The organism is Vibrio sp. CyArs1, from assembly GCF_022432925.1.
Lineage (GTDB): Bacteria > Pseudomonadota > Gammaproteobacteria > Enterobacterales > Vibrionaceae > Vibrio > Vibrio mediterranei.
The window spans coordinates 13,679-39,525 of sequence record NZ_JAKRBO010000008.1 but is presented as its reverse complement, the minus strand read 5'-3'; the positions used below and the strand labels follow the sequence as shown (position 1 = coordinate 39,525).

Genomic DNA, 25,847 nt, shown 5'->3' with positions numbered 1-25,847 from the left:
TATGCTTAGACTTCGTTTTAAACAGACGTTCTATTAAACAAATAACTTAAACAATTATGATTTCAGACCGCCAACATTTTACAGAGATGTTAATGGTGTGAAAAGTAAATCAATTTAGCCTGTGAGCTAGACAACAATTCACGTTGGAAATGTTGTATTAATTTGTTTTCCCCTCACTCGCTCCCCTTTGATTAGGGGGAGCGAGAGTGGGAAAGTTATCTTACAGTACTAGACGACGAATATCGCTTAGGCAGCTGTTTAGATAAGTAATGAAACGTGCACCTTCTGCACCATCAATAACGCGGTGATCGTATGATAGAGACAGAGGTAGCTGCAGACGTGGTTCGAATTCTTTACCGTTCCACACAGGCTTCATTTCAGACTTAGATACACCAAGGATACCTACTTCAGGCGCATTTACGATAGGCGTAAATGCTGTACCACCGATGCCACCTAGGCTTGAGATAGTGAAACAGCCACCTTGCATGTCAGCCGCAGTTAATTTACCTGCACGTGCTTTCTTAGAAATTACCATTAGCTCTTCAGATAGCTCGTAGATGCCTTTCTTGTTTACATCTTTGAATACTGGAACAACAAGGCCGTTTGGCGTATCAACCGCGATACCAACGTTCACGTACTTCTTAAGAATGATGCTCTCGCCATCTTCTGATAGAGAAGAGTTAAACGCAGGGAATGCTTCTAGTGCTTTTGCAACAGCTTTCATGATGAACACAAGTGGAGTGATCTTCATGCCTGAATCTTTCTTCGCTTCGATAGCGTTTTGCTCTTTACGGAACGCTTCTAGGGCTGTGATATCAGCGTTATCCCACTGTGTAACGTGCGGGATCATTACCCAGTTACGGTGTAGGTTAGCACCAGAGATCTTCTTGATCTTAGAAAGCTTCTGAACTTCAGTCTCACCAAACTTGCTGAAGTCAACCTTCGGCCAAGGTAGTAGACCAAGAGCAGAGCCGTCACCGCCTTTGCCAGATGCCGCAGCACCAGACTCAAGACGCTTAAGTGCATCTTTAACGTAAGCTTGAACGTCTTCTTTCAGTACGCGGCTCTTACGACCCGTACCTTTTACTTTCGCTAGGTTAACACCAAACTCACGAGCTAGACGACGAACGACTGGAGACGCGTGCGCGTACTCGTGGTTCTCTTGGAAGTCGTTCGCTTGTGGTGCTGCATCCGCTTTCGCTGCTGGAGCCGGAGCCGCCGCAGGTGCTGCTGGAGTCGCTGCTTGTGCAGGTGCTGCAACAGGTGCAGGCGCTGCGCCCTCTACAACGAATGTCATAATCAGCGAGCCAGTCGTGACTTTATCGCCAGCTGCAATCTTGATTTCTTTAACTGTGCCAGCGAATGGTGCTGGTACTTCCATAGAAGCTTTGTCGCCTTCTACAGTGATAAGAGATTGCTCTTCTTCCACTGTATCGCCAACCGCTACCATTACTTCAGTAACTTCAACTTCGTCACCGCCGATATCTGGTACGTTTACTTCTTTTTCAGCTGCGGCCGGCGCTCCGGATGCTGCAGGAGCCGCTTCAACTGCAGGAGCAGCTGCTGGTGCACCAGAGCCCGCTGTTTCGAAAACCATAACAAGAGAACCAGTTGTTACTGAATCACCTTCAGCAATCTTGATCTCTTTAACCGTACCTGCAAATGGTGCTGGTACTTCCATAGAAGCTTTGTCGCCTTCTACAGTTAGAAGAGATTGTTCTTCTTCCACTGCATCGCCAACTTTAACCATGATTTCAGTAACTTCTACTTCGTCGCCGCCGATATCTGGAACGTGAACTTCTTTAAGCTCAGCCGCTGCTGGAGCTGGAGCCGCTGCAGGAGCCGCTTCTGCCGCAGGAGCAGGTGCAGCGTCAGCTGCACCCTCAGCTTCGAAAATCATGATAAGAGAACCCGTAGTAACAGAATCGCCTTCCGCTACTTTGATTTCTTTAACGATACCTGCTTGAGACGCTGGAACTTCCATAGAAGCCTTGTCGCCTTCAACAGTGATTAGAGACTGCTCTTCTTCTACCTTGTCGCCAACGCTTACAAGAATCTCAGTAACTTCAACCTCATCCGCACCGATATCAGGTACATTAATTTCGATTGCCATTGCTTATTTACCTTCTAATTAAGCGCTGTATTAAGCGTAAAGTGGGTTAGTTTTTTCAGTGTCGATGTTGAACTTAGCAATTGCTTCAGTCACAACAGACTTCTCAACATCACCGCGCTTCGCTAGTTCAGTTAGCGCTGCAACTACCACGTAGCCTGCGTTAACTTCGAAGTGACGACGTAGGTTCTCGCGGCTGTCTGAACGGCCGTAACCATCTGTACCAAGTACTTTGTAAGACTCAGTAGGCATGAATGCGCGAACTTGCTCAGAGTAGTTCTTCATGTAGTCAGTCGCCGCGATTGCTGGCTCAGTACCCATTACTTGTGCAATGTAAGGTACTTTCGCTTCTGCTTCTGGGTGAAGCATGTTGTAGCGCTCTGCGTCTTGACCGTCACGAGTTAGCTCGTTGAACGATGTTACAGAGAACACGTCAGAGGCGATGCCGTAGTCTTCGCTTAGGATAGTCGCTGCTTTACGTACTTCGTTCATGATAGTACCAGAGCCCATTAGCTGAACTTTAGACTTGTCACCAGCGTAAGACTCAAGCTTGTAGATACCCTTACGGATGCCTTCTTCAGCACCTTCTGGCATTGCTGGCATTGCGTAGTTTTCGTTCATCACTGTTAGGTAGTAGAACACGTTCTCTTGGTTCTCACCGTACATGCGACGGATACCGTCTTGCATGATTACCGCAACTTCGTAAGCGAATGTTGGGTCGTAAGAGATACAGTTAGGTACTGTGTTCGCCATGATGTGCGAGTGACCATCTTCGTGCTGTAGACCTTCACCATTTAGTGTTGTACGGCCAGCTGTAGCACCTAATAAGAAACCACGAGCTTGTTGGTCACCTGCCATCCATGCCATATCACCTACACGTTGGAAACCAAACATTGAGTAGTAAATATAGAACGGAATCATTGGTAGATCGTTAGTGCTGTATGAAGTTGCAGCGGCAACCCAAGAAGCCATTGAGCCTAGCTCGTTGATACCTTCTTGCAGAACCTGACCAGAGGTTGCTTCTTTGTAGTAAGAAACGATGCCTTTATCTTCTGGTGTGTATTCCTGACCGTGTGGGTTGTAGATACCGATCTGACGGAATAGACCTTCCATACCAAACGTACGAGCTTCGTCACAGATGATAGGAACAACGTTCTTACCAATGTTCTTGTTCTTAAGCAGGATATTAAGCGTACGAACGTATGCCATCGTAGTTGAGATGTCACGCTTCTGCTCGCTTAGTAGCGGCGCAAACTCTTCTAGCTCAGGAACTTTAAATTCTTGAGTGAACTTAGGTAGACGCTGTGGCGTGTAACCTTTAAGTGCTTTACGACGAGCGTGTAGGTATTCGTATTCCGCACTACCTTCTTCCAGTTTTAGGTATGGAAGCTCTGCTACTTTCTCATCAGTTAGAATGTCTTGAAGACCTAGACGGTCACGTAGGTGTAGTACGTGAGTCATGTCCATCTTCTTAACTTGGTGTGCGATGTTCTTACCTTCAGCAGCATCACCCATACCGTAACCTTTAACTGTCTTAGCTAGGATTACTGTAGGACGGCCTTTAGTTTCTGCCGCATTTTTATACGCTGCATACAGCTTAGAAGAATCGTGACCACCACGCTTAAGCGCGAAGATTTCGTCATCTGTCATGTCAGCAACAAGTGCTGCTGTTTCTGGGTACTTGCCAAAGAAGTGCTCACGTACATACGCGCCATCTTTAGACTTAAATGTTTGGTAGTCACCATCTACAGTTTCGTTCATTAGCTGTAGTAGTTTGCCTGACGTATCTTTCGCCAGTAGTGCATCCCAGTTGTTACCCCAGATAACTTTAACAACGTTCCAGCCAGCGCCTTTAAATAGACCTTCTAGCTCTTGGATGATGCTACCGTTACCCATTACAGGACCATCTAGGCGCTGAAGGTTACAGTTGATTAGGAAGCATAGGTTATCTAGTTTCTCACGCGCAGCGAAAGACAGTGAACCACGTGATTCTGGCTCATCCATCTCACCATCACCTAGGAAGGCGTAAACACGTTGAGCTGAAGTGTCTTTAAGGCCGCGACCGTTTAGGTACTTAAGGAAACGCGCTTGGTAGATCGAAGAAATTGGACCTAGACCCATAGATACTGTTGGGAACTGCCAGAACTCAGGCATCAGTTTAGGGTGTGGGTATGAAGGAATACCTTTACCATCTACTTCTTGACGGAAGTTATCTAGCTGCTCTTCAGTTAGACGACCTTCAACGAATGCGCGAGAGTAGATACCTGGTGAGATATGACCTTGATAATAAACTAGATCGCCACCGTCTGTTTCGTTAGGAGCACGGAAGAAGTGGTTGAAGCACACTTCATAGAATGCTGCTGCAGACTGGTAAGAAGCCATGTGACCACCAAGGTCTAGGTCTTTCTTAGAAGCACGCAATACGATCATGATTGCGTTCCAGCGAATAATCGAACGAATACGACGCTCAAGCGTGGTATCACCAGGGTAAGCTGGTTCTTGTGCTGCTGGAATAGTGTTGATGTAGTTAGTGTTGATACCTGTTGGCATATCAACGCCGTCTAAACGTGCTTTCTCTAGAACTGTTTCTAGTAGGAACTGCGCGCGTTCTACACCTTCTTCGCGAACAACGGACTCAAGTGCTTGTAGCCAATCTTGAGTTTCCAGTGCATCTACGTCATGCTTCATGTCAGACATGGCGATCTTTCCTTCTGTTGGTTGGATCTACTTAATAAAAGTAAGCGTTTCTAGTTTTAAGAATCACTATCTTGTTGAATTCGTCTTAAAGAGCGCTCACGTCGAGACTCTTCTCTAGTCAAATCCAACAATGTTTCTTCGATATAAGCTAAGTGTGAATGAGACATTTCACGTGCCTTTTCAGGCTTTCCAGAAACAATCGCTTCCACGATATTAGCTCGGTGTTTACTGACTTTCTCCACCACTTCACTTCGGCGGTGCAATAACTTTAAATTCTGTAAAACATTTTGCTCTAGCAGTGGTGCTAGGCTTCGCACGATATGAAGCAAAACAACATTGTGTGCAGCTTCAGTTAACGCAACAAGAAAAGCCATGACCGCAGCAGCTTCTGCTTCGATGTCATCGGTTTCTTGTACTTTACGAATAGTGCCTAAGCAATTTTCAATTTGAGCAAAATCTTCATTGGTACCACGCAATGCTGCGAAATAAGCAGAAATCCCTTCCATAGCATGACGTGCTTCGAGCAAGTCAAGCTGCGTTTCATTATGGGAAGATAGAAGGTCTAGCAACGGATCCGAGAAACTTTTCCAAATATTTTCGCTCACAAACGTACCTCCACCTTGGCGGCGGGTAAGTAGTTTCTTCGCTTCTAAGCGCTGAATTGCTTCTCGAATAGAAGGTCGAGAAACATCAAACTGTTTAGCCAGCTCTCGTTCAGGTGGAAGCTGTTGACCTGCTGAAAGTGTCCCTTCAACAATCAAGCGTTCCAATTCCTGTTCAATCACATCAGAAAGTTTCGGCTGACGAATCCTTTGATAAGCCATATTTATTATTCTACTTTTCTTTCGAAGTTAATTGGTATTACCAATTTCAAATTGGCGTAAAAATTAACACATTTAAAACACCGATGTCTAGTGAAAAATTGATTCAAATCATAGAACCGGCCTTGCATTAACCATTCTGAAACATTTATAGATTAAAACATCAACACTCATGGTCAGACCAATTACATACAAGAAACTTATCGGGCAAATTGCGTGCTATAAAAACACTTATAAATCAATAACAAAGGAATCATTTTGTCGGACAAGGAAACTTGACCAATATCAATAAAGGAAGGAATAACCCTAGGCCGGGTTATTAATAATTTGAATAACAAAATAAATCTGCAGCGAAACCCAACCGCTCAGTAATTGAACAATGGTTTTTTATGACAATGATTTTCTAAATCGAGCCCAGTCAAAAACAAGACCGGGATCACTCTTTCTCAGCGGGGCAATATATTGGTGCCCTGTAATACGTGGTTGGGTAATTAATGGATACGATTGAATCAAGGCACTACTGAGGCGTTGCAGACTGAGGTACTGTTCATCGGTGTAAGCCACATAGTCCGACCCTTCAAGCTCAATACCGATCGAGTAATCATTGCACTTCTCTCGGCCAGCAAAACTCGATACTCCTGCGTGCCAGGCTCGAGCAAGAAATGGCACAAACTGGACCACTTCTCCATCACGTCGGATCAAACAGTGCGCAGATACTCGCATGTTCTCAATCACTTTGAAGAAAGGGTGAATTGACGAGTCGAGCTTGCCTAGGAAAAAGTCTTCGATGTAAGAGCCACCAAACTGGCCTGGCGGTAAGCTGATGTTATGAATAACCAGCAGTGATATATCACTAGTGTCTGTTCGGACATCATAGTGAGGAGATGGGACAATTCGCGCATGACAATACCACCCTTGAGCATCAATAAGCTCCAAGCTTTGTTTACCTTCATTTGTATTGCTACTGCGCATACATCTAGACTCCATCTACCTCTATGTCGTTATGATTTTATCCAACAACAAAGAAAATGCGAGAATTGATGCTGAAATTCCGCACAAGCAAGAGTATCATGCGCACTTTGTTACCCCACAAAGACAGTTTTAGCGATGAAGAACACACATAACAGTCAAGAACGCCTCGAATATCTTAAGCAGCAACTACCAGCAGAAATCTCTCGTGCCGTGGCAGATACACTACGCGAAGACCTCGGTGGTACACTAGATGCCACAGCGGATATCACTGCAAGTTTAATTCCGGCTGAGACTCAGAATGTTGCAACGATTATTACTCGTGAGCACGGTGTGTTCTGTGGCCAAATGTGGGCTGATGAAGTCTTTAAGCAACTTGGTGGTGAAGTCGTCATTGAATGGCATGTCCAAGATGGTGACAAGGTGGAACCGAATCAAGTGCTTTGCACACTAACAGGCCCTGCGAGAGTCTTGCTTACCGGCGAACGTAACGCTATGAACTTCATCCAAACTCTGTCTGGCTGCGCCAGCGTGGTTGCGCAGTACGCTGAGAAAATTGCGCATACCGAGTGCCGACTGTTAGATACACGTAAAACCATTCCTGGCCTGCGCAGTGCGTTGAAGTATGCTGTCGCTTGTGGTGGTGGCTTTAATCACCGCATTGGCGTATTTGACGCTTACTTAATTAAAGAAAACCACATCATTGCCTGTGGTGGTATCACTAAAGCTATTGAAACTGCGAAACAGCTTAATCCAGGCAAACCAGTTGAGGTCGAAACGGAATCTCTAGAAGAGCTGCAACAAGCCATCGATGCAGGAGCGGATATCATTATGCTCGATAACTTCAGCACCGACATGATGCGCAAGGCGGTTGAGATTAACGCTGGCCGTGCTGCTTTAGAAAACTCAGGAAATGTCACTATGGACACCATCGCTGAGTTTGCGGAAACTGGCGTTGATTATATTTCTGTGGGTGCTTTGACCAAGCACTTGAAAGCAATGGACTTGTCGATGAGATTTAAAGACTAGTCTATTTCTCAATGAGAGAATCTTACTAAAGCGAAGCCTATTTGAGCTTCGCTTTTTTATTTCCAGCATTGCCCAATCCAGAGTTCTACACCCGAAATCGCCACTTGCTCCGCAACACCATTCTCATTTTTTGCAAGTCTGCTTTTAATTATCCACGCCTCCTCGTAAGCGCTTATCTAGTCGCTTCAACGTCAGCTGTGATGCCTCTAATGTTCAAGCTTTACGTCTCTGAGGAATCACTATGCACCAAGGAATTAACCAAAAAGGGTTTACCTTAATCGAACTGATGATTGTGGTTGCCGTTATCGGTGTACTCGCCGCTGTCGCTCTACCGCAATATCAAAAATACATTGGAAAAAGTGAGGCGGCCTCTGCTTTAGCGACCTTATCGGGACTTCGCACCAATATCGAACCGTACACTCTTGAGCAAGGAAGCTTTCCTGATACCGAAACTACACCAGCCTTAAAAACTCGATTAGGTTTCCCCAACGCTATTATTGAAGCCATTGAAGCCGAGGCTGGAGTCAGCAGTGCAGGCAATATCATTTTGTCATTTGATCAAGTCCCCAACGCAAGTCCTTCGGTTAGTAATTATAAATTGGCATTAGCACGAAATGCTCAAGGCGGATGGGCATGTATTAGTACTGCCACGGAAGAATCCGGAGTATTACCAAAGGGCTGTCAATATTCCAAAAGCGTCTCAGTAACGGTACCCGAATGATCCCGTCCACTCTTCCATCTATTTTAAGACAGGCTAACGCCATCGATGAAACGCAAGAAGCCGCGTTATATGACCTGTCCATGCTATCTGGTTGCTCCGTTCCAGAAGGAGCAACTGAGCTCAACCTTTGTCAGGCGCAAGAGCTTGTTGCTGTTCTAGCCGAAGTTTTTGGACTCCCAATAGTGTCGATAAAGGACAACGACTATGCGAGATTGTGCCAACAACTCGGTTTACGGGACGTCATAACTCAATACCAAGCCTTACCTATTTTACTGCGCGACAACGTTCTAACCGTTGCGGTCAGCGATCCCACACCTTCGCAGTTAGAAAGTGATTTTAAGTTTGCCTCAGGATTACAAATCGAACTGAGCTTGGCTAACCATCAAGACATAAACGCCGCAATACGCAAAATTTATGGAGACGGTCAAGAGCAATGGAGCCAACAGACTAAGGAACTCACCTCCCACGAACTGGCAAACTTAGTACAAGTGAATGAGAGTGAACTTGAGCATTGCGACGAGCTAATGCTGGATGACTCGCCTGTCAGTCGTTTCATTCACCAAATCCTATTAGAAGCCGTCAGCAAGAAAGCGTCCGATATTCATTTTGAGCCATACGAACACCAGTATCGAATTCGACTTCGCTGTGATGGTATTCTTATTGAGGCACATCAGCCATCGATCCAATTAAGCCGCAGACTATCCGCTCGCCTGAAGATTCTCGCTAAGCTAGATATTGCTGAACGCCGTCTTCCTCAAGATGGTCGAATCAAACTCAAACTATCCCCCCACTCCGCCACGGATATCCGGGTATCAACCCTGCCAACCATGTGGGGAGAAAAGGTAGTACTGAGAATTCTCGACCTAAATTCTGCCCGTTTGGATATCGAGCAATTAGGGTATAACGACACTCAACAAACCCTTTACTTGCAAGCGTTACGCAAGCCTCAAGGAATGGTGTTAATGACAGGGCCTACTGGAAGTGGCAAAACCGTCTCCCTCTATGCGGGACTCAAACGTCTTAATACCCCAGAGCGAAATATCTCTACTGCCGAAGACCCGATTGAAATACATCTAGATGGGATAAACCAAGTTCAAGTTAACCCTAAGATAGGCTTTGGTTTTTCTGCAGCCTTACGCACTTTTTTACGCCAAGATCCGGATGTGGTTATGGTGGGAGAAATACGAGATCTCGACACAGCGGAGATTGCGGTTAAAGCGGCTCAAACAGGTCATCTAGTTCTGTCAACTTTGCACACTAATTCCGCACTTGAGACCATCACACGGCTACAAAATATGGGAATAGAGAGCTTCAACCTCGTGTCTTCACTTTCGCTAATTATCGCGCAGCGGCTCGCTCGCCGTTTGTGCTCTTTATGTAAGCGCCCAGATCACCTACCTAAAGATCTGCTCCGCAGTCTCGATATATCCTCCAGCCAAAAGATTTACAGAGCCAATGATGTTGGTTGTAGCAAATGTAATAGAGGTTATTCGGGTCGTATCGGTATTTACGAAGTGCTGGTTTTTTCCAACGAGTTAAGCGCTGCCATTCTTCAGAAAGCCAGTATTCAAGATCTTGAAGTCATCGCTGTGTCACAAGGAATGATGACACTTAAACAAGCGGGGCTTGAAAAACTCACACTTGGACTGACAAGCTACCAAGAACTACAGCGTGTCCTTTATTTCGAATGAGAATGCCCCTATGCCTAACCCGCTTCCTATGCCATTAAGAAAGTTCCGCTGGAGAGGTGTTGATCGATCTGGCGCAAAAGCCAAGGGGCAAATCCTTGCTTTAACCGAAATGGAGGTCAGAAATCAATTAGGTCGGCAGCAAATCCATATCAGAAAAATTTCTCGCCATCGCATTTCGTTTTTGACCAGATTAACCCACAAGATTTCACGCAAAGACATCACTCTATTCACTAGGCAATTGGCTACTTTGCTGACGACAAGAGTTCCTCTTGTTCAAGCCCTTAAGCTTATCTCTGAAAGCCACTCCAAAGCCGAAATGAAATCGGTCCTTAATCAGGTCGCTAGCCGAGTGGAGAGTGGCGTCCCTATCGCTCAAGCGCTACAAGCACTAAGTACACATTTTGACCGCTTCTATATCGATATGATTGCGACGGGCGAATCGTCCGGAAACATTGCGGTGACGTTAGATAGGTTAGCAACATATCGTGAAAAACATGATGCTCTGCAGTCTAAAGTCGTTAAAGCCATGATATATCCAAGTATGGTGCTGATAGTTTCTTGTGCCGTAACCTATTTGATGCTTACGAGTGTGATTCCTGAATTTGAATCGATGTTTAAAGGGTTCAATGCCAATTTACCTTGGTTCACATCCGAGGTGCTGGAGCTATCAAACTGGAGCCAATCATACGGACTGGTTAGCGTTGTTTCTCTAGGTTTATTGATTGCTAGCATTAAGTTTATTAGCCTTAAAAATGCTACTGCCGAATTATATATAAGTAAATTAGCCATCAAACTACCCGTTGTTGGCGACATCATTACCAAAGCAACCATTGCCAAATTTAGCCGAACATTAGCGACCAGTTTTAGTTCTGGAATACCGATACTCACAGGCATACAAGCGAGCGCAAGAACAACAGAGAACGCTTACTTTCAACAAGCTATTTTTTCTATACACACTCATGTCGTAGCGGGCGTACCTGTTCATTTAGCAATGCGAAACAGTCTCGCTTTCCCTGAGATGGTGCTGCAAATGGTCATGATAGGTGAAGAAACTGGCAAGTTAGATGAAATGCTCAATAAGATCGCTAGCATCTATGAGGCGGATGTCGATAACATCGTAGACAACTTAGGAACAATCATCGAACCTTTGGTTATTGCCTTCCTTGGCACAATAATTGGCGGGTTAGTGATTGCAATGTACTTACCTATCTTTAACTTAATGTCGGTAATAGGCTAACATAGGCAATAACTCACTGATTTTACGGTTTCATACTCAAGAATGGACGCATTTTCTTATTATCCTTGGCTCTTCCCTGCTTTTGCGGCTCTCTTCGGCTTGATCGTTGGCAGTTTTTTGAATGTCGTCATTTATCGATTACCGATAATGATGGAGCGTGGTTGGCGCGAAGAATGTGCCGAAGCCTTTCCTGAGTACAAAATTGCCCCTCCAGAAGATAAATTTAACCTTAGCGTGCCGCGCTCGGCATGCCCAAAATGCCATACACCGATTCGAATTATCGATAATATTCCTGTACTCAGCTGGTTGTTACTTAAGGGCAAGTGTCATCATTGCAGTCATAAAATTAGTGCTCGTTACCCACTTATTGAGCTCCTGACGGCAGCCATGTGTGCAACCGTAGCGTGGCAACTTGGGTATAGTGAATATAGCTTAGCGTTAATCGTCTTTACCTTCGTGCTTATCGGTGCCACTTTTATTGACTTCGATACCATGCTGTTGCCAGACCAGCTTACCTTACCTCTGATGTGGTTAGGCATTGCACTAGCATTATTAGGCATCTCTCCAATTTCGTTGACGGATTCTGTAATTGGTGCCATGGCTGGCTACCTCTGCTTATGGTCCATTTTCTGGCTGTTTAAACTACTAACAGGTAAAGAGGGTATGGGCTACGGTGACTTTAAGTTGCTGGCAGCTCTCGGAGCATGGTTAGGCTGGCAACACTTGCCTCTGATCGTCTTAATGTCATCCGTTGTCGGGGTTTTATTTGGTCTCGTTCAATTGCGAATGCAAAAGAAAGGGATTGATGTTGCATTTCCTTTCGGCCCTTATCTCGCTATTGCCGGTTGGATTAGCGCATTGTGGGGCGAGCAGCTTATTCAATACTACCTCACGTCGTATATAGGGATGTAACCATGGGATTTGTTATTGGGCTTACCGGCGGTATTGCCAGCGGAAAAACCACCGTTGCCAACCTTTTTCACGATAACTTCGCCATTGATGTGGTCGATGCAGACCTTGTTGCTCGAGAAGTTGTAGAAGTAGGTTCGGCAGGTCTTGACGCTTTAACGCAACACTTTGGTGTTGCGATCCTCCAAGCTGATGGTTCTCTTAATCGCAGCGCACTTCGGGAGCGTATTTTTGCTAATGAGGACGAAAAACTTTGGGTAAATAACTTACTGCACCCGATGATCAGAGAGCGCATGCAATCACAACTGGATGCATCCACCAGCCCTTATACCCTATTCGTAGTTCCACTTCTCATCGAGAATGGGCTGCAAACTATGGCTGACCGTGTTTTAGTTGTAGATGTCTGTGAAGAAACACAAATTTACCGAACAATGACACGTGATGGGGTGCCTGAGTCACAAGTGCGTTCTATACTCAAATCACAAGTAGACCGAGAAACTCGTTTATTGCATGCTGACGATGTGATTGATAATAATACTGATAACGCTCAACTTTTGTCCCAAGTCACAGAATTACACCAAAAGTACCTAGCATTATGCGAACAAAATCGGTGAAAATAGCAGGGAAGCGTTTAAAGGCTAGCAGATGATCACAAATAGATTCGAACACCCTCTTAATGAAAAAACAAGAATGTACCTAAGAGTTGAATCTCTATTGAGACAGCTTCAGCACTCCTCGTCTTTTTCAGATAATTATCAGTATCAAATTTTCTTCAAATCACTGTTTGATTTACTGGAGATCTTTGAACAAATCCAGCTCAAAAGCGAACTTGCTAAAGATCTTGAGAAGCAACGCCAAACTTATCGTGCATGGCTTAATGTCGATGACGTCGATCAGGAAATGCTAGGCTCGATCTTAAGGGATCTAGATGGTGTACATAAAGACTTGATGATGGCCGAACGATTCGGTCAATCCCTGAAAGAAGATCGCTTCCTCAGCGCAATCCGCCAACGATTTGGACTGCCGGGTGGTTCATGCTGTTTCGATCTTCCGTCATTGCATTACTGGTTACATCTGCCGATTGAAAAACGTATGCATGATGCTGAAGCTTGGTTAGCGTCAGTCAAACCACTTATGAATGCCCTTCAGTTATGGCTGAAGCTCACTCGTGAGACTGGTCGCTTTAAGAAACAAATTGCCCGCTCTGGGTTTTATCAAAGTGACGCTGAAGAAGCCAATATCCTTCGTCTAACCATTCCAATGGAGTACGGTGTCTACCCAATGATTTCAGGGCACAAAAACCGCTTTGCAGTGAAGTTTATTGCCTTTGAATCAGGTCAAGCCTACCCTAATGATATTGAATTTGAATTAGCTGTTTGCAGCTGAAAATAACACTCAGGAATCACTATGAGTAAACCAACCGTTGTTCCATGCCCTCAATGTAAAGCTGAAGTTGTATGGAACGAAGACAGCCCTTTTCGCCCGTTTTGCTCAAAGCAGTGTCAAATGATTGATTTTGGTGAGTGGGCCGACGAAGAGAACACCATTCCTGGCGCACCAGATATGTCTGACAGCGATGGCTGGTCTGAAGATAATTATTAACTTCGTCTAGAAATTACCGCCATTTACCTCTCATCATCCCTGCGTAGGCAGGGATCTTACCAAAACGTACTGACCGGGCTCATAGCTAACAGTTCTAACCGGACACATAAGTAAAAGTGCTAATGTGTTAACTTTAAACATAAAAAAAAGCGGAGCCCTTGGGCTCCGCTTAATACTTGAGAACGCTAGTAAAATAGCATTACTTCTTAGCAAGTTTCTCTTTGATACGAGCAGACTTACCAGAACGCTCACGTAGGTAGTACAGCTTGGCACGACGTACTGCACCACGGCGTTTAACTTCGATGCTATCAACCATTGGAGAGTGAGTTTGGAACGTACGCTCAACACCTTCGCCGTTCGAGATCTTACGAACAGTGAAAGCAGAGTGAAGACCACGGTTACGGATAGCGATTACAACGCCTTCGTAAGCCTGTAGACGCTCACGGTCACCTTCTTTTACTTTAACCTGAACTACAACAGTGTCACCTGGTGCAAATTTAGGTAGGCCTGATTTCATTTGCTCTTCTTCAAGAGCCTTGATGATGTTACTCATGTTCTTAAATTCCTAGAATAAACTGATACTAAATTAAATAGGTTACTTGCTATTAACTCGATGCTCTTTTATGAACTCGGCAAGTAATTGTTCCTGTTCGTCAGTCAGAGCTAGGTTTTCCAGGAGCTCCGGTCTTCTTAGCCAAGTACGGCCTAACGACTGCTTAAGTCGCCAGCGACGAATGTCCTTATGGTTACCAGACTTGAGGACACTTGGTACCTCTAAATCGTCTAGAACTTCAGGGCGCGTATAGTGTGGACAATCTAGTAAGCCATTTGCAAAAGAATCTTCTTCTGCTGAAGCAAAATCGCCTAGTACTCCCGGAACAAACCGTGAGACTGAGTCGATTAGCGTCATGGCTGGGATTTCCCCACCTGTCATCACAAAATCTCCGATTGACCATTCTTCGTCAACCTCTGTTTGGATGATGCGCTCATCTACCCCTTCGTAGCGTCCACAAATCAACACAAGGTTGTCGTTTTTCGCTAGTTCTTCTACCCCAATCTGGTCGAGCTTACGACCTTGAGGAGAAAGGTAAATAACTTTCGTCTTACCCGGTGATGCCTGTTTGGCTGCGTGAATGGCATCGCGCAATGGCTGAACCATCATCAACATGCCAGGACCACCACCGTAGGGTCTATCATCGACAGTGCGATGTTTGTCGTGAGTGAAATCACGAGGATTCCATGTCTCAATCGACAGTAGACCTTTTTTAACCGCTTGACCTGTTACTCCATAATCAGTAACGCTGCGGAACATGTCTGGAAAAAGGCTAATTACGCCAACCCACATCTGTTCTCTCGCTCTTTCAGTTACCAATTAAGGATTAGAATCCAGGATCCCAGTCAACTTCGATCCGTTGAGCTTCGCGATCAACTTTCTTGATCACTTGCTCTTCAAGGTACGGTATCAACCGTTCCTTTTGCCCAAAAGCATCTTTCAGATTTGCTTTCACAACCAGAACATCGTTCGAACCCGTTTCCAACATGTCGGTTACTTCACCTAGGTCGTAACCTTTTGTGGTCACTACTTTCATGCCGAACAATTCGCGCCAGTAGAACTCATCTTCTGACAGTTCAGGAAGCACAGCTGGATCAATTGCAATTTCAAAGTTAGTTAGTAGGTGAGCTTCTTCACGAACCTCAAGACCTTCAAGTTTACACACCATACCTTTGTTATGGCGCTTCCAACTTTCAACTTTCAATTCGACCCATTCGCCCTTTTGACTAATGTACCAAGGACTGTAATCGAAAATACTTTCAGGATTGTCTGTGTAGGTAAACACTTTAAGCCATCCACGAATGCCATAAGTAGAACCAAATTTACCTACAACAATTCTTTCGGGAGTATTGCTCATAGTTTCTTTACCTTTCATCGACGACATACTGCTAACTAAACTAATAATTAAGCCGCTTTTTGAGCGTCTTTAACTAGCTTAGCAACACGGTCAGAAACTGTTGCGCCTTGACCAACCCAGTGGTTAACGCGCTCTAGGTCTAGACGTAGACCTTCTTCTTGACCAGTAGCAGTTGGGTTAAAGAAACCCACTTTCTCGATGAAACGGCCAGTCGCTGCATTGCGGCTGTCCGCTACTACGATTTGATAGAATGGACGCTTCTTAGCGCCGTGACGTGCCAAACGAATGGTTACCATATCGTCCTCTTTGCTTTCTCAATAATAAAAATGACCTCAGAAGTGTTTCTCTAATGAGCAACCTGAGGTCTCGTGCCAAAATAAAGCCCCGGAATTTTACTCTTATTCCGAGGCATTGCAAGGGGTTTAGCTATTTTTTCACCAGTTTTTGGCTGGCATTTCTCGTGTGACGCAGATAACAGTTTGAAACTTAAGGGACTGAAACCTGAACCAATCCACGGCTAGCGACCAAATGGATTGAAGCCGCCGCCGCCCATGCCACCCATCATGCCTTGCATGTTGCGCATCATTCCGCGCATGCCGCCTTTCTGCATCTTCTTCATCATTTTTTGCATCTGAGTGAATTGCTTCAAGAGACGGTTAACATCTTGCACTTGAGTACCAGAACCTGCAGCGATACGCTTTTTACGAGAACCTTTAATTAATTCAGGACGTTGACGCTCTTTCATTGTCATTGAGTTGATGATCGCTTCCATCTGCTTAAACATCTTGTCGTCAACTTTGTCTTTAACGTTATCAGGTAAGTTAGACATGCCTGGTAGCTTGTCCATCATTCCCATCATACCGCCCATATTTTGCATCTGACCAAGTTGCTCACGGAAATCTTCTAGGTCGAAACCTTTCTTCTCCTTGAACTTCTTCGCCATCTTTTCTGCTTTATCGGTATCAACATTACGTTGTAAATCTTCGATAAGAGAAAGAACGTCACCCATGCCTAAGATACGTGATGCAACACGATCTGGGTGGAAAGGTTCTAGTGCGTCAGTCTTTTCACCCACACCCAAGAACTTAACTGGTTTACCCGTAATATGACGAACAGAAAGCGCCGCACCACCACGAGCATCACCGTCGACTTTAGTTAAGATGACACCCGTTAATGGCAGCGCATCACCAAAAGCTTTTGCTGTGTTCGCGGCATCCTGACCTGTCATCGCATCGACAACAAACAGCGTTTCGACTGGGTTGATTGCTGAATGGAGATCTTTAATCTCATCCATCATCTCATGGTCTACCGCTAAACGACCCGCGGTATCGACAATCAATACGTCATAAAACTTTTTCTTCGCATGATCGATAGCTGCATTGGCTATATCAATTGGCTTTTGATCTGCTGATGAAGGGAAGAAATCAACGCCAATATCGGTAGCAAGTGTTTCTAGCTGTTTGATCGCAGCTGGACGATAAACGTCGGCAGACACCACAAGAACTTTCTTCTTGTCACGCTCATGCAGCAGTTTAGAGAGTTTACCAACACTGGTCGTTTTACCCGCACCTTGCAGACCTGCCATTAAGATGACCGCCGGCGGCTGTGCAGCTAGGTCCAGTGCTTCGTTGGATTCACCCATGACCGACTCAAGCTCAGCTTGAACGATTTTGATGAACTCTTGGCCTGGAGTTAAGGATTTAGAAACTTCAACACCAACGGCACGCTCTTTTACGCCTTTGATGAAATCTCGAACTACTGGCAGAGCAACGTCGGCTTCTAGAAGCGCCATGCGAACTTCGCGCAGAGTATCTTTAATATTGTCGTCGGTCAGACGACCTTTGCCGCTGATATTCTTCAGCGTTTTGGATAGACGATCCGTTAAATTCTCAAACATTTCTTTCTCTTCGCTGTAAATTGCGATCAATTGTAGTGAGTATACCTTAGCCAGCAGTGAGAGTCATACCTAACAAGATCAAATACGAGTCAATACTTTTTACTTCTGCGATGGCTCATTGAGTCGATGCAGGGTATAATTCCAGCTCTAAGCAATCGATTTTTTAGGAAAAATGGACAGTTTAATCGCAATTGCGGCCGCTATTCTTTATGTGCTGGCCATCGTTACAATTATCCCAGGCTTGGTCCACCAGGTCGGGATCCGTACAAAAACTGTTCTCGTCAGTGCGGTTTTAGCACTAGCTTTTCATGCGTGGCTACTCAGTGATCTCATCTTAAGTGGCAGTGGACAAAACCTCAGCATCTTGAATGTCGCTTCATTAATTGGCTTCATTATTTCGCTGTTTATGAGCATTGCTATGCTTAAAACGCGAATTTGGTTCTTATTGCCTGTGGTTTACGGCTTTGCCGCCATTAATCTCTCCGCCGCCGCTTTTGTTCCAACTGCGTTTATTACTCACTTGGAGCACAATCCAAAACTGCTAATTCATATTTCGTTAGCACTTTTTTCCTATTCTACGCTCTCCATTGGTGCGCTTTACGCAATTCAATTAGCGTGGCTTGACCATAAGCTTAAGAATAAGAAAGCACTGACCATTAATCCTAATCTTCCACCTTTAATGATGGTTGAAAGACAGCTTTTCAAGATCATTTTGATTGGCACTGGTCTGCTTACCGCAACGCTTCTTACTGGTTTTGTGTTTGTTCAAGATATGTTTGCTCAAGGAAAAGCTCACAAAGGTGTGCTTTCATTCTTGGCTTGGATTATCTACTCAGTATTGCTTTGGGGACATTACCGCAAAGGATGGCGAGGCAAAAAAGTGACTTGGTTTGCTGTTGCAGGCGCAACCTTGCTGACTCTGGCATACTTCGGTAGCCGATTCGTTAGGGAAATCATACTAAGCTAAATGGCTTGATATGCTCTATTTAGCACACTACGAATGTCGCGTTGACAACACAGTATAAATGGTTCATTAATTAACCAGCTATTAACTAAAGGAATTTTGAAGTTTTGGACGACATTTCGACCGGTATTTTGTTTGCAATCCTTGCAGGTCTAATTGTAATTTCCGGCTACTTTTCCGGCTCAGAGACAGGGATGATGTCTCTGAACCGCTATCGACTTAAACATCTTTCTAAGACTGGCCACAAAGGCGCGAAACGCGTCGAGCGCTTACTCAATCGCCCAGATCGGTTGATTGGGTTAATTCTCATCGGTAACAACCTCGTTAATATTCTCGCCTCAGCCATAGCCACCGTCATCGGTTTACGCCTTTATGGTGATATTGGTGTCGCCATTGCCACAGGTGCACTAACTCTGATTATTTTGGTCTTTGCCGAAGTCACACCGAAAACGCTCGCCGCCCTGTATCCAGAACGCGTCTCTTTTATGAGCAGTATCTTGCTGACCATTCTGATGAAGGTTCTGTCTCCTCTGGTTGTTTTAGTTAACTTTATTACTAACGGCTTTATTCGCTTATTGGGTATTCGCGTTAATCACAATGATGAAGATCATTTAAGCTCGGAGGAGCTGAGAACAGTAGTTAATGAAGCTGGCTCGCTGATCCCACGACGTCACCAAGATATGCTGATTTCTATTCTCGATCTTGAACACGTGACCGTGAATGACATTATGATCCCCCGCAACGAGATTACTGGCATCAATATTAATGATGATTGGAAATCAATTGTTCGTCAGTTAACCCACTCACCTCATGGTCGTGTGGTGCTGTATCGTGATCAGATTGATGAAGTAGTTGGGATGCTGCGTCTACGTGAATCTTATCGTTTAATGTTGGAGAAAAACGAATTCACCAAAGAAACCCTGCTCCGAAGTGCTGATGAGGTTTACTTCATTCCTGAAGGGACGCCACTCAACGTGCAAATGCTAAAGTTCCAACGTAATAAAGAACGCATAGGACTGATCGTTGATGAGTACGGTGATATTAATGGCCTAGTCACCCTTGAAGACATTCTCGAGGAAATCGTTGGTGAGTTCACTACCTCAATGGCGCCAACACTCTCTGATGAAATTACGCCACAAGGGGACGGTAGCTTCTTGATCGAAGGCAGTGCCAACATCCGAGACATTAATAAAGGCCTTAAATGGAACCTACCAACAGATGGCCCTAGAACATTGAATGGTTTAATGCTGGAGTATTTGGAAGATATTCCTGAAAGCCACCTGAGTGTTCAAGTTGCGGAGCATCAAATGGAAATTGTTGAACTGGAAGAGAACCGTATCAAGATGGTCAAAGTTTTTCCAAAGAACAAAAAATAACCAACCAGTATTAAAAGAAACGGCACCAAGAGGTGCCGTTTTCTCTACTTCCAAATGGAACAACCTAGTTGATATTAGGCCCTAACCACTTCTCAGCTTCCGTTTGATCCCAACCTTTACGATCAGCATAGCTGTCTACCTGATCTTGTTGAATCTGTGCAATTGCAAAGTATCGAGAATCAGGGTGTGAGAAATACCATCCGGACACAGAAGCACCTGGCCACATCGCATAGCTAGAAGTCAGTGACATGCCGATAGTTTGCTCAACTTCGAGTAGCTCCCACAACGCACCTTTTTCCGTATGCTCTGGACAGGCTGGGTAACCAGGTGCTGGTCGGATACCTTGGTACTTTTCACGAATCAGATCGTCATTAGACAGGGCTTCATCTGCTGAGTAACCCCAGATCTCTTTACGAACTTTCTCATGCATGTATTCTGCAAACGCTTCTGCCAAACGATCAGCAACCGCTTGGATCATGATCGCATTGTAATCGTCACCTTGGGCTTTGTACTCGTCAGCCAGCTCACGCTCACCAATACCACCAGTTACCGCAAACGCACCAATCCAATCTTGCTTACCGCTTTCTTTTGGTGCTACATAATCAGAGAGACAGTAGTTGAACCCTTTAGGCTTTTCAGTTTGCTGACGCAAGTTATGCAGTATTTTGCGAACTTGGGTGCGAGATTCATCAGTGTATACTTCAATATCATCTCCGACAGATGCCGCTGGGAACAAGGCACACATGCCACTTGCTTTTAGCAAGCCTTCACGTTCAACTCGGTCTAGCAACTCATTGGCATCATGGAACAATCGCTTCGCTTCTTCACCTACTTCTTCATGCTCTAGTATCGCGGGATACTTGCCCACCAGCGACCAAGTCATAAAGAAAGGTGTCCAATCGATATAATTTCTTAGTGTTGCGACCTCAAAGTTCTCGAATACATGCACGCCCGACTTCGCTGGAATCGGTGGCGTGTAGTTTTGCCAATCGATAGCCACCTTGTTTGCTCTGGCTTCTTCAAGCGTCACCGGTTTAGTTCTTGGCTTTTTACGGTTGTGCTGATCGCGCACGCGTTCATAATCGATATCAAGCTTTTCAATGAAGGCTGGTTTAAGCTCTTCAGATAACAGTGAAGTACAAACACCAACCGCACGAGATGCGTTATTCACGTAAACAACAGGTTCACTGTAGTTCTGTTCGATCTTCACTGCCGTGTGCGCTTTGGATGTAGTAGCACCGCCTATCAACAGAGGCAATGTGAAGCCTTGACGCTCCATCTCTTTTGCTACATGAACCATCTCATCAAGAGATGGAGTAATCAGTCCGGACAGACCGATAATATCCACATTCTCTTCTTTGGCGACTTTAAGAATCGTTTCGCACGGCACCATAACGCCAAGATCAATGATTTCGTAGTTGTTACATTGCAATACAACACCAACGATGTTCTTACCAATGTCGTGAACATCGCCTTTCACTGTCGCAAGTAAGATCTTACCATTTGAAGAACCTGCTTGTTTCTCTGCATTAATAAACGGTTCTAGATGGGCAACCGCCTGTTTCATAACACGAGCGGATTTTACAACCTGAGGTAAGAACATTTTGCCTTCACCAAACAGATCACCCACCACGTTCATGCCATCCATTAATGGCCCTTCAATGACTTCCAGAGGTTTAGACGCATTAACACGCGCCTCTTCGGTATCTTCAACAATAAACTCCGTGATACCTTTTACCAAAGCATGCTCTAAACGCTTTGAGACCGGCCAAGTGCGCCATTCAAGTGCACTGGCATCCTCCTCTTTGCCCACTCCCTTATTGGCATACTCAGCGGCAATATCAAGCAGTCTTTCGGTGCCATCATCACGGCGGTTAAGTACGACATCTTCAACCGCTTCACGCAATTTCTCCGGCACATTGTCGTAAATCTCAAGCTGACCAGCATTTACGATACCCATGTCCATACCATTTTTAAAACAGTGATAAAGGAACACGGCATGAATTGCTTCGCGGACATAGTTGTTACCGCGGAAAGAGAACGAGACATTAGACACACCACCAGAAATCATGGCATGTGGGAGGTCTCGTTTAATGTCGGCAACGGCTTCAATGAAATCCACAGCGTAGTTGTTGTGCTCTTCTATACCTGTCGCCACTGCGAAAATGTTAGGGTCAAAAATGATATCTTCAGGAGGGAACCCAACCTCTTCGACAAGAATATTGTAGGCGTTGGTACAAATTTCTAGCTTACGCTCACGTGTCTCTGCTTGACCAATTTCATCAAACGCCATCACGATAACCGCAGCACCATAGCGCCTGATTAACTTCGCTTGCTCGACAAATTTCTCTTTGCCTTCCTTCATGGAAATCGAGTTAACGATGCCTTTACCTTGAATACACTTCAGGCCAGCTTCAATCACTTCCCATTTTGATGAGTCAACCATGATTGGTACTTTAGAGATTTCAGGCTCAGAAGCACACAGGTTTAAGAAACGAACCATGCACGCCTCGGCATCAAGCATGCCTTCATCCATATTGATATCGATGATCTGCGCGCCGTTTTCGACTTGCTGACGAGCAACCTCTAACGCTTCGTCATATTGCTCTTCTTTAATAAGGCGCTTAAATCGTGCAGAGCCAGTTACGTTAGTACGTTCACCAACGTTAATAAATAAAGAGTCTTTCTCAATCGTCAGTGGCTCTAACCCTGATAGTCGACAAGCTACAGGTAGCTCTGGTAGAGGACGAGGAGTGACACCTTCAACAGCATTCGCCATTTGACGAATATGCTCCGGTGTCGTACCACAACAACCACCAACGAGGTTTAGGAAGCCACTGCGCGCCCACTCACCAATGTGCTCTGCCATATCTTCTGGCGACAAGTCATATTCACCAAAGGCGTTAGGTAAGCCTGCATTAGGGTGAGCAGAAACAAAGCTCTCGCCAATACGCGACATTTCTTCAACATATTGTCTAAGCTCATCAGGGCCTAAAGCGCAGTTTAAGCCAAAGGAAAGCGGTCTTACGTGACGTAACGCGTTATAGAAAGCTTCTGTTGTTTGACCTGAAAGAGTTCGTCCGGATGCATCGGTAATTGTGCCCGAAATCATCACTGGCAGTTCATAACCAAGCTCTTCGAATACAGATTCGACGGCAAAAGCGCACGCCTTCGCATTGAGTGTATCGAAGATAGTTTCGATAAGGATTAGGTCTGAGCCACCTTTGATCAGTGCATGTGTTGATTCTGAGTACGCTTCTACCAATTCATCAAACGTGACATTACGATAACCAGGATCATTCACATCGGGAGATATTGAACAGGTTCTGTTGGTTGGGCCAAGTACACCAGCAACATAGCGAGGTCGGTCTGGCGTTTTAGTCGTCCACTCATCTGCAGCTTCACGAGCCAGCTTTGCCGCTTGGTAGTTAATTTCCTCGCTGAGCGATTCCATATCATAGTCGGCCATTGCTATCGTGGTAGCGTTAAAGGTATTGGTCTCTAAGATGTCCGCGCCGGCTTCCAGATAAGCACTATGGATCTCTTTAATAAGTGCTGGCTGAGTCAATACTAAAAGGTCATTGTTACCTTTTAGATCACTCGGCCAATCAGCAAAGCGCTCACCACGGTAATCTTCTTCCTCAAGCTTATAACCCTGAATCATGGTGCCCATACCACCATCAATCAGTAGAATTCGTTGCCTTAGCTGACTCTCTATTTGTTGTCTTACGTTACTTCCCACGATACTGCCTCATTCCTTGCTTATGCCGTCATCGTATCATAGATTTTTTAGAAATCTAGACGTCTAAAAATCTTTCTAGTTTTATTATCTTCCACGTTATCTAACTAAAAGGACTGACACAAGCGCTTCTATATTCTATCCACTGACTACAATTTCATTTCGGTTATGAGAAAAATCCGCAAGTTACCTCATTAAGCTCTAATCTATAAACAAGAGGAATGAATTCAAAAATAGTGATTGATATTCCTGCAAGAGAAGCACAAAATCCCATTAACATTTTTTTACAAACTAGGTGGAGTGATGTCCGTTTATCAGACTTTATGTTTTTTGTCGGCAGCGGCAATGTTAATTGCCTTTGTAAACAGCAAGATAGGAAAAATGCAGACTACGATAGCCATCACAGCTGGTGCAATGATGCTGTCGCTGCTCATCTTGATTGCTGGCCAAAACGATTGGTTTCAACTTACTGAGATTGCCACAGAGACCGTAGCTGATATTGATTTTGAAGACTTCCTTCTACAAGGGATCCTTGGTTTCTTACTCTTTGCAGGTGGTTTGGGTATTAAATTGCCTCACTTAAAAGATCAGAAATGGGAAATCACCGTTCTCGCACTCGGTGCCACACTATTCTCGACCTTCTTCATCGGTTTTGTGCTGTATGGATTTTGTAATGTCATTGGCATTCAGTTTGATCTCATCTACTGCTTGCTGTTTGGTGCTCTTATCTCTCCAACGGACCCTATCGCAGTATTGGCAATCGTCAAAAAGCTCAAAGCGCCTGAACGCGTTTCAACGCAGGTTGAAGGTGAGTCACTGTTTAACGATGGTTTCGGTCTGGTTATCTTCGTCACTCTCTTTACGATCGCTTTTGGCAGTGAGACACCAACTGTCGGCAGCGTGACTATGCTGTTCTTACAAGAAGCTCTGGGTGGTATCTTATATGGCTTTGTTTTAGGTTTAGTATTCCACTACCTAATTAGCTCGACCGACGACCACTCTATGGAACTACTACTTACCATAGGTATCCCAACAGCCGGCTATGCTTTTGCAGAAGTGCTTCATGTTTCAGGCCCATTGTCGATGGTGGTGTCAGGCATTATGATCGGTAACTGGACTCGTTATATCGGCTTCTCCAAAGAAACAGAAGACCACCTAGACCACTTCTGGGAGCTTGTTGATGAGTTTTTAAATGGCGTACTGTTCTTACTTATTGGTATGTCGATGCTGCTGTTTCAATTCCATCAAGAAGACTGGATTTTGATGGCCTTCTCTATTCCTCTGGTTCTTGGTGCACGCTATTTAAGTGTCGCACTGGCCTATGTAGGCTTTAAACGCTATCGCACTTATAACCCTTGGTCAGTTCGAATTTTAACGTGGGGAGGCCTACGCGGCGGTCTTGCTTTAGCAATGGCACTCTCTATTCCATCGGGAATTTGGGTTATCGAAGACAAACTCATCGACGTTAAAGAGATAATTCTTGTTATGACCTACTCTGTGGTGGTTTTCTCTATTCTTATCCAAGGCTCCACCATTACGCCTATGATTGAAAAAGCGAAGCTTGCAGAGAAGGAAATGGCGGCAAAGAAAGCGGCTCAAGAGCAAACCAACGCCCATCAAGAATAGTGAGTTTTTAATATCTACCAAGAGCCTCTCCTTATCGGTGGGGCTTTTTTATGAATGTAGTAATGAAGTAGTAATACTAAAACACATCAAAAGCAAAATAGGCCGTATCTTACGATACGGCCTATTTATAAGTGGCTCCACTGACCATGCACTCGTAGCTACAACGGGGCTGCTTAGGTCAGCGACATCAAGCTTGCAAAGCTTAGGAGCGTAAATGCAAAAAGACCGCATCTTTCGATGCGGTCTTTTTTAAAGTGGCTCCCCCTGCGGGACTCGAACCTGCGACATACGGATTAACAGTCCGCCGTTCTACCAACTGAACTAAGGGGGAATTATTTGTGTAAGCACTGGTCATTAAGACCACTATTTGCTTAAGCACCAAATAATGGTGCCTCGAGGCGGAATCGAACCACCGACACGAGGATTTTCAATCCTCTGCTCTACCGACTGAGCTATCGAGGCAAATAAATGGTGCCGACTACCGGAATCGAACTGGTGACCTACTGATTACAAGTCAGTTGCTCTACCTACTGAGCTAAGTCGGCGACA

General features: G+C 44.9%; 21 protein-coding genes and 3 tRNA genes. 11 read left to right on the top strand and 13 right to left on the bottom strand.

Going from position 1 to position 25,847, the window contains the following annotated elements:
• Positions 1-220 precede the first annotated feature (220 nt).
• The 4 genes from aceF to ampD form a co-directional block, all read right to left on the bottom strand.
• Complete coding sequence (gene aceF / locus MMA19_RS20610; protein ID WP_171392213.1) at positions 221-2,113, bottom strand: pyruvate dehydrogenase complex dihydrolipoyllysine-residue acetyltransferase; 1,893 nt, start codon at positions 2,111-2,113, stop codon at positions 221-223.
• Between the two features lie 30 nt (positions 2,114-2,143).
• Positions 2,144-4,807 (bottom strand): pyruvate dehydrogenase (acetyl-transferring), homodimeric type, encoded by a 2,664-nt coding sequence (gene aceE / locus MMA19_RS20605; protein WP_240207108.1) that lies wholly within the window; start codon positions 4,805-4,807, stop codon positions 2,144-2,146.
• A gap of 56 nt (positions 4,808-4,863) precedes the next feature.
• Entirely contained in the window at positions 4,864-5,631 is a 768-nt protein-coding gene (gene pdhR, locus MMA19_RS20600; RefSeq protein WP_240207107.1) for a pyruvate dehydrogenase complex transcriptional repressor PdhR, read from the bottom strand.
• Between the two features lie 384 nt (positions 5,632-6,015).
• The gene (gene ampD / locus MMA19_RS20595) at positions 6,016-6,600 is read right to left on the bottom strand and encodes a 1,6-anhydro-N-acetylmuramyl-L-alanine amidase AmpD (RefSeq protein WP_006074431.1); all 585 of its coding nucleotides are present in this window, start codon (positions 6,598-6,600) and stop codon (positions 6,016-6,018) included.
• 135 nt (positions 6,601-6,735) lie between these two features.
• Here ampD and nadC point away from each other — a divergent pair, with 135 nt between their 5' ends.
• The 8 genes from nadC (at position 6,736) to yacG (ending at position 13,786) form a co-directional block, all read left to right on the top strand.
• Complete coding sequence (gene nadC / locus MMA19_RS20590) at positions 6,736-7,626, top strand: carboxylating nicotinate-nucleotide diphosphorylase (RefSeq protein ID WP_006074430.1); 891 nt, start codon at positions 6,736-6,738, stop codon at positions 7,624-7,626.
• Positions 7,627-7,867: 241 nt separating this feature from the next.
• A complete protein-coding gene (locus MMA19_RS20585) occupies positions 7,868-8,347 on the top strand; it encodes a pilin (protein WP_240207106.1) in 480 nt (159 codons plus the stop codon).
• Entirely contained in the window at positions 8,347-10,038 is a 1,692-nt protein-coding gene (gene pilB / locus MMA19_RS20580) for a type IV-A pilus assembly ATPase PilB (protein ID WP_240207169.1), read from the top strand. Before MMA19_RS20585 ends, pilB begins: the two co-directional genes overlap by 1 nt.
• A 10-nt stretch (positions 10,039-10,048) precedes the next feature.
• Positions 10,049-11,275, top strand: coding sequence for a type II secretion system F family protein (locus MMA19_RS20575; RefSeq protein ID WP_240207105.1), 1,227 nt, complete (start codon positions 10,049-10,051; stop codon positions 11,273-11,275).
• Positions 11,276-11,317: 42 nt separating this feature from the next.
• Positions 11,318-12,187: an A24 family peptidase gene (locus MMA19_RS20570; RefSeq protein ID WP_124940291.1), complete on the top strand. Its 870-nt coding sequence runs from the start codon at positions 11,318-11,320 to the stop codon at positions 12,185-12,187.
• 2 nt (positions 12,188-12,189) lie between these two features.
• Complete coding sequence (gene coaE / locus MMA19_RS20565; protein WP_006074421.1) at positions 12,190-12,798, top strand: dephospho-CoA kinase; 609 nt, start codon at positions 12,190-12,192, stop codon at positions 12,796-12,798.
• 31 nt (positions 12,799-12,829) lie between these two features.
• Positions 12,830-13,570: a cell division protein ZapD gene (zapD, locus tag MMA19_RS20560; RefSeq protein WP_031494891.1), complete on the top strand. Its 741-nt coding sequence runs from the start codon at positions 12,830-12,832 to the stop codon at positions 13,568-13,570.
• Between the two features lie 21 nt (positions 13,571-13,591).
• A complete protein-coding gene (gene yacG / locus MMA19_RS20555; RefSeq protein WP_006074419.1) occupies positions 13,592-13,786 on the top strand; it encodes a DNA gyrase inhibitor YacG in 195 nt (64 codons plus the stop codon).
• A gap of 199 nt (positions 13,787-13,985) precedes the next feature.
• On the opposite strand, the gene rplS is transcribed toward yacG, so the two are convergent.
• From rplS to ffh, 5 genes are all read right to left on the bottom strand, one after another.
• Positions 13,986-14,339 (bottom strand): 50S ribosomal protein L19, encoded by a 354-nt coding sequence (gene rplS, locus MMA19_RS20550; RefSeq protein WP_006074418.1) that lies wholly within the window; start codon positions 14,337-14,339, stop codon positions 13,986-13,988.
• 42 nt (positions 14,340-14,381) lie between these two features.
• Positions 14,382-15,131 (bottom strand): tRNA (guanosine(37)-N1)-methyltransferase TrmD, encoded by a 750-nt coding sequence (gene trmD, locus MMA19_RS20545; RefSeq protein ID WP_038224311.1) that lies wholly within the window; start codon positions 15,129-15,131, stop codon positions 14,382-14,384.
• Positions 15,132-15,165: 34 nt separating this feature from the next.
• On the bottom strand, positions 15,166-15,723 hold the full coding sequence (gene rimM / locus MMA19_RS20540) for a ribosome maturation factor RimM (RefSeq protein ID WP_031494889.1): 558 nt from the start codon (positions 15,721-15,723) through the stop codon (positions 15,166-15,168).
• Between the two features lie 20 nt (positions 15,724-15,743).
• Positions 15,744-15,992 carry a 30S ribosomal protein S16 gene (rpsP, locus tag MMA19_RS20535; RefSeq protein WP_031494887.1) on the bottom strand — a complete coding sequence of 83 codons (249 nt, stop codon included), beginning with the start codon at positions 15,990-15,992 and terminating at the stop codon, positions 15,744-15,746.
• A 221-nt stretch (positions 15,993-16,213) separates the two neighbouring features.
• Positions 16,214-17,593, bottom strand: coding sequence for a signal recognition particle protein (ffh, locus tag MMA19_RS20530; protein ID WP_006075530.1), 1,380 nt, complete (start codon positions 17,591-17,593; stop codon positions 16,214-16,216).
• A 172-nt stretch (positions 17,594-17,765) separates the two neighbouring features.
• Here ffh and MMA19_RS20525 point away from each other — a divergent pair, with 172 nt between their 5' ends.
• Positions 17,766-18,560: an inner membrane protein YpjD gene (locus tag MMA19_RS20525; RefSeq protein WP_038224308.1), complete on the top strand. Its 795-nt coding sequence runs from the start codon at positions 17,766-17,768 to the stop codon at positions 18,558-18,560.
• A 104-nt stretch (positions 18,561-18,664) separates the two neighbouring features.
• Positions 18,665-19,933: a CNNM domain-containing protein gene (locus MMA19_RS20520; protein ID WP_006075528.1), complete on the top strand. Its 1,269-nt coding sequence runs from the start codon at positions 18,665-18,667 to the stop codon at positions 19,931-19,933.
• A 64-nt stretch (positions 19,934-19,997) separates the two neighbouring features.
• On the opposite strand, the gene metH is transcribed toward MMA19_RS20520, so the two are convergent.
• Positions 19,998-23,675 (bottom strand): methionine synthase, encoded by a 3,678-nt coding sequence (metH, locus tag MMA19_RS20515; RefSeq protein ID WP_240207104.1) that lies wholly within the window; start codon positions 23,673-23,675, stop codon positions 19,998-20,000.
• A 300-nt stretch (positions 23,676-23,975) separates the two neighbouring features.
• Here metH and MMA19_RS20510 point away from each other — a divergent pair, with 300 nt between their 5' ends.
• Complete coding sequence (locus tag MMA19_RS20510) at positions 23,976-25,298, top strand: sodium:proton antiporter (RefSeq protein ID WP_240207103.1); 1,323 nt, start codon at positions 23,976-23,978, stop codon at positions 25,296-25,298.
• A gap of 255 nt (positions 25,299-25,553) precedes the next feature.
• Here the strand turns inward: MMA19_RS20510 and MMA19_RS20505 are convergent.
• The 3 genes from MMA19_RS20505 to MMA19_RS20495 all read right to left on the bottom strand — a co-directional run bounded on the left by MMA19_RS20505 (position 25,554) and on the right by MMA19_RS20495 (position 25,843).
• A tRNA-Asn gene (locus tag MMA19_RS20505) sits at positions 25,554-25,629 on the bottom strand.
• 55 nt (positions 25,630-25,684) lie between these two features.
• Positions 25,685-25,760, bottom strand: a tRNA-Phe gene (locus tag MMA19_RS20500).
• 7 nt (positions 25,761-25,767) lie between these two features.
• Positions 25,768-25,843, bottom strand: a tRNA-Thr gene (locus MMA19_RS20495).
• Positions 25,844-25,847 lie beyond the last annotated feature (4 nt).

Excerpts from the sequence above, each read along its gene's own strand:
- aceF (WP_171392213.1), bottom strand. The coding sequence starts at position 2,113 with ATGGCAATCGAAATTAATGTACCTGATATCGGTGCGGATGAGGTTGAA.
- aceE (WP_240207108.1), bottom strand. The coding sequence starts at position 4,807 with ATGTCTGACATGAAGCATGACGTAGATGCACTGGAAACTCAAGATTGG.
- pdhR (WP_240207107.1), bottom strand. The coding sequence starts at position 5,631 with ATGGCTTATCAAAGGATTCGTCAGCCGAAACTTTCTGATGTGATTGAA.
- ampD (WP_006074431.1), bottom strand. The coding sequence starts at position 6,600 with ATGCGCAGTAGCAATACAAATGAAGGTAAACAAAGCTTGGAGCTTATT.
- nadC (WP_006074430.1), top strand. The coding sequence starts at position 6,736 with ATGAAGAACACACATAACAGTCAAGAACGCCTCGAATATCTTAAGCAG.
- MMA19_RS20585 (WP_240207106.1), top strand. The coding sequence starts at position 7,868 with ATGCACCAAGGAATTAACCAAAAAGGGTTTACCTTAATCGAACTGATG.
- MMA19_RS20575 (WP_240207105.1), top strand. The coding sequence starts at position 10,049 with ATGCCTAACCCGCTTCCTATGCCATTAAGAAAGTTCCGCTGGAGAGGT.
- MMA19_RS20570 (WP_124940291.1), top strand. The coding sequence starts at position 11,318 with ATGGACGCATTTTCTTATTATCCTTGGCTCTTCCCTGCTTTTGCGGCT.
- coaE (WP_006074421.1), top strand. The coding sequence starts at position 12,190 with ATGGGATTTGTTATTGGGCTTACCGGCGGTATTGCCAGCGGAAAAACC.
- zapD (WP_031494891.1), top strand. The coding sequence starts at position 12,830 with ATGATCACAAATAGATTCGAACACCCTCTTAATGAAAAAACAAGAATG.
- yacG (WP_006074419.1), top strand. The coding sequence starts at position 13,592 with ATGAGTAAACCAACCGTTGTTCCATGCCCTCAATGTAAAGCTGAAGTT.
- rplS (WP_006074418.1), bottom strand. The coding sequence starts at position 14,339 with ATGAGTAACATCATCAAGGCTCTTGAAGAAGAGCAAATGAAATCAGGC.
- trmD (WP_038224311.1), bottom strand. The coding sequence starts at position 15,131 with ATGTGGGTTGGCGTAATTAGCCTTTTTCCAGACATGTTCCGCAGCGTT.
- rimM (WP_031494889.1), bottom strand. The coding sequence starts at position 15,723 with ATGTCGTCGATGAAAGGTAAAGAAACTATGAGCAATACTCCCGAAAGA.
- rpsP (WP_031494887.1), bottom strand. The coding sequence starts at position 15,992 with ATGGTAACCATTCGTTTGGCACGTCACGGCGCTAAGAAGCGTCCATTC.
- ffh (WP_006075530.1), bottom strand. The coding sequence starts at position 17,593 with ATGTTTGAGAATTTAACGGATCGTCTATCCAAAACGCTGAAGAATATC.
- MMA19_RS20525 (WP_038224308.1), top strand. The coding sequence starts at position 17,766 with ATGGACAGTTTAATCGCAATTGCGGCCGCTATTCTTTATGTGCTGGCC.
- MMA19_RS20510 (WP_240207103.1), top strand. The coding sequence starts at position 23,976 with ATGTCCGTTTATCAGACTTTATGTTTTTTGTCGGCAGCGGCAATGTTA.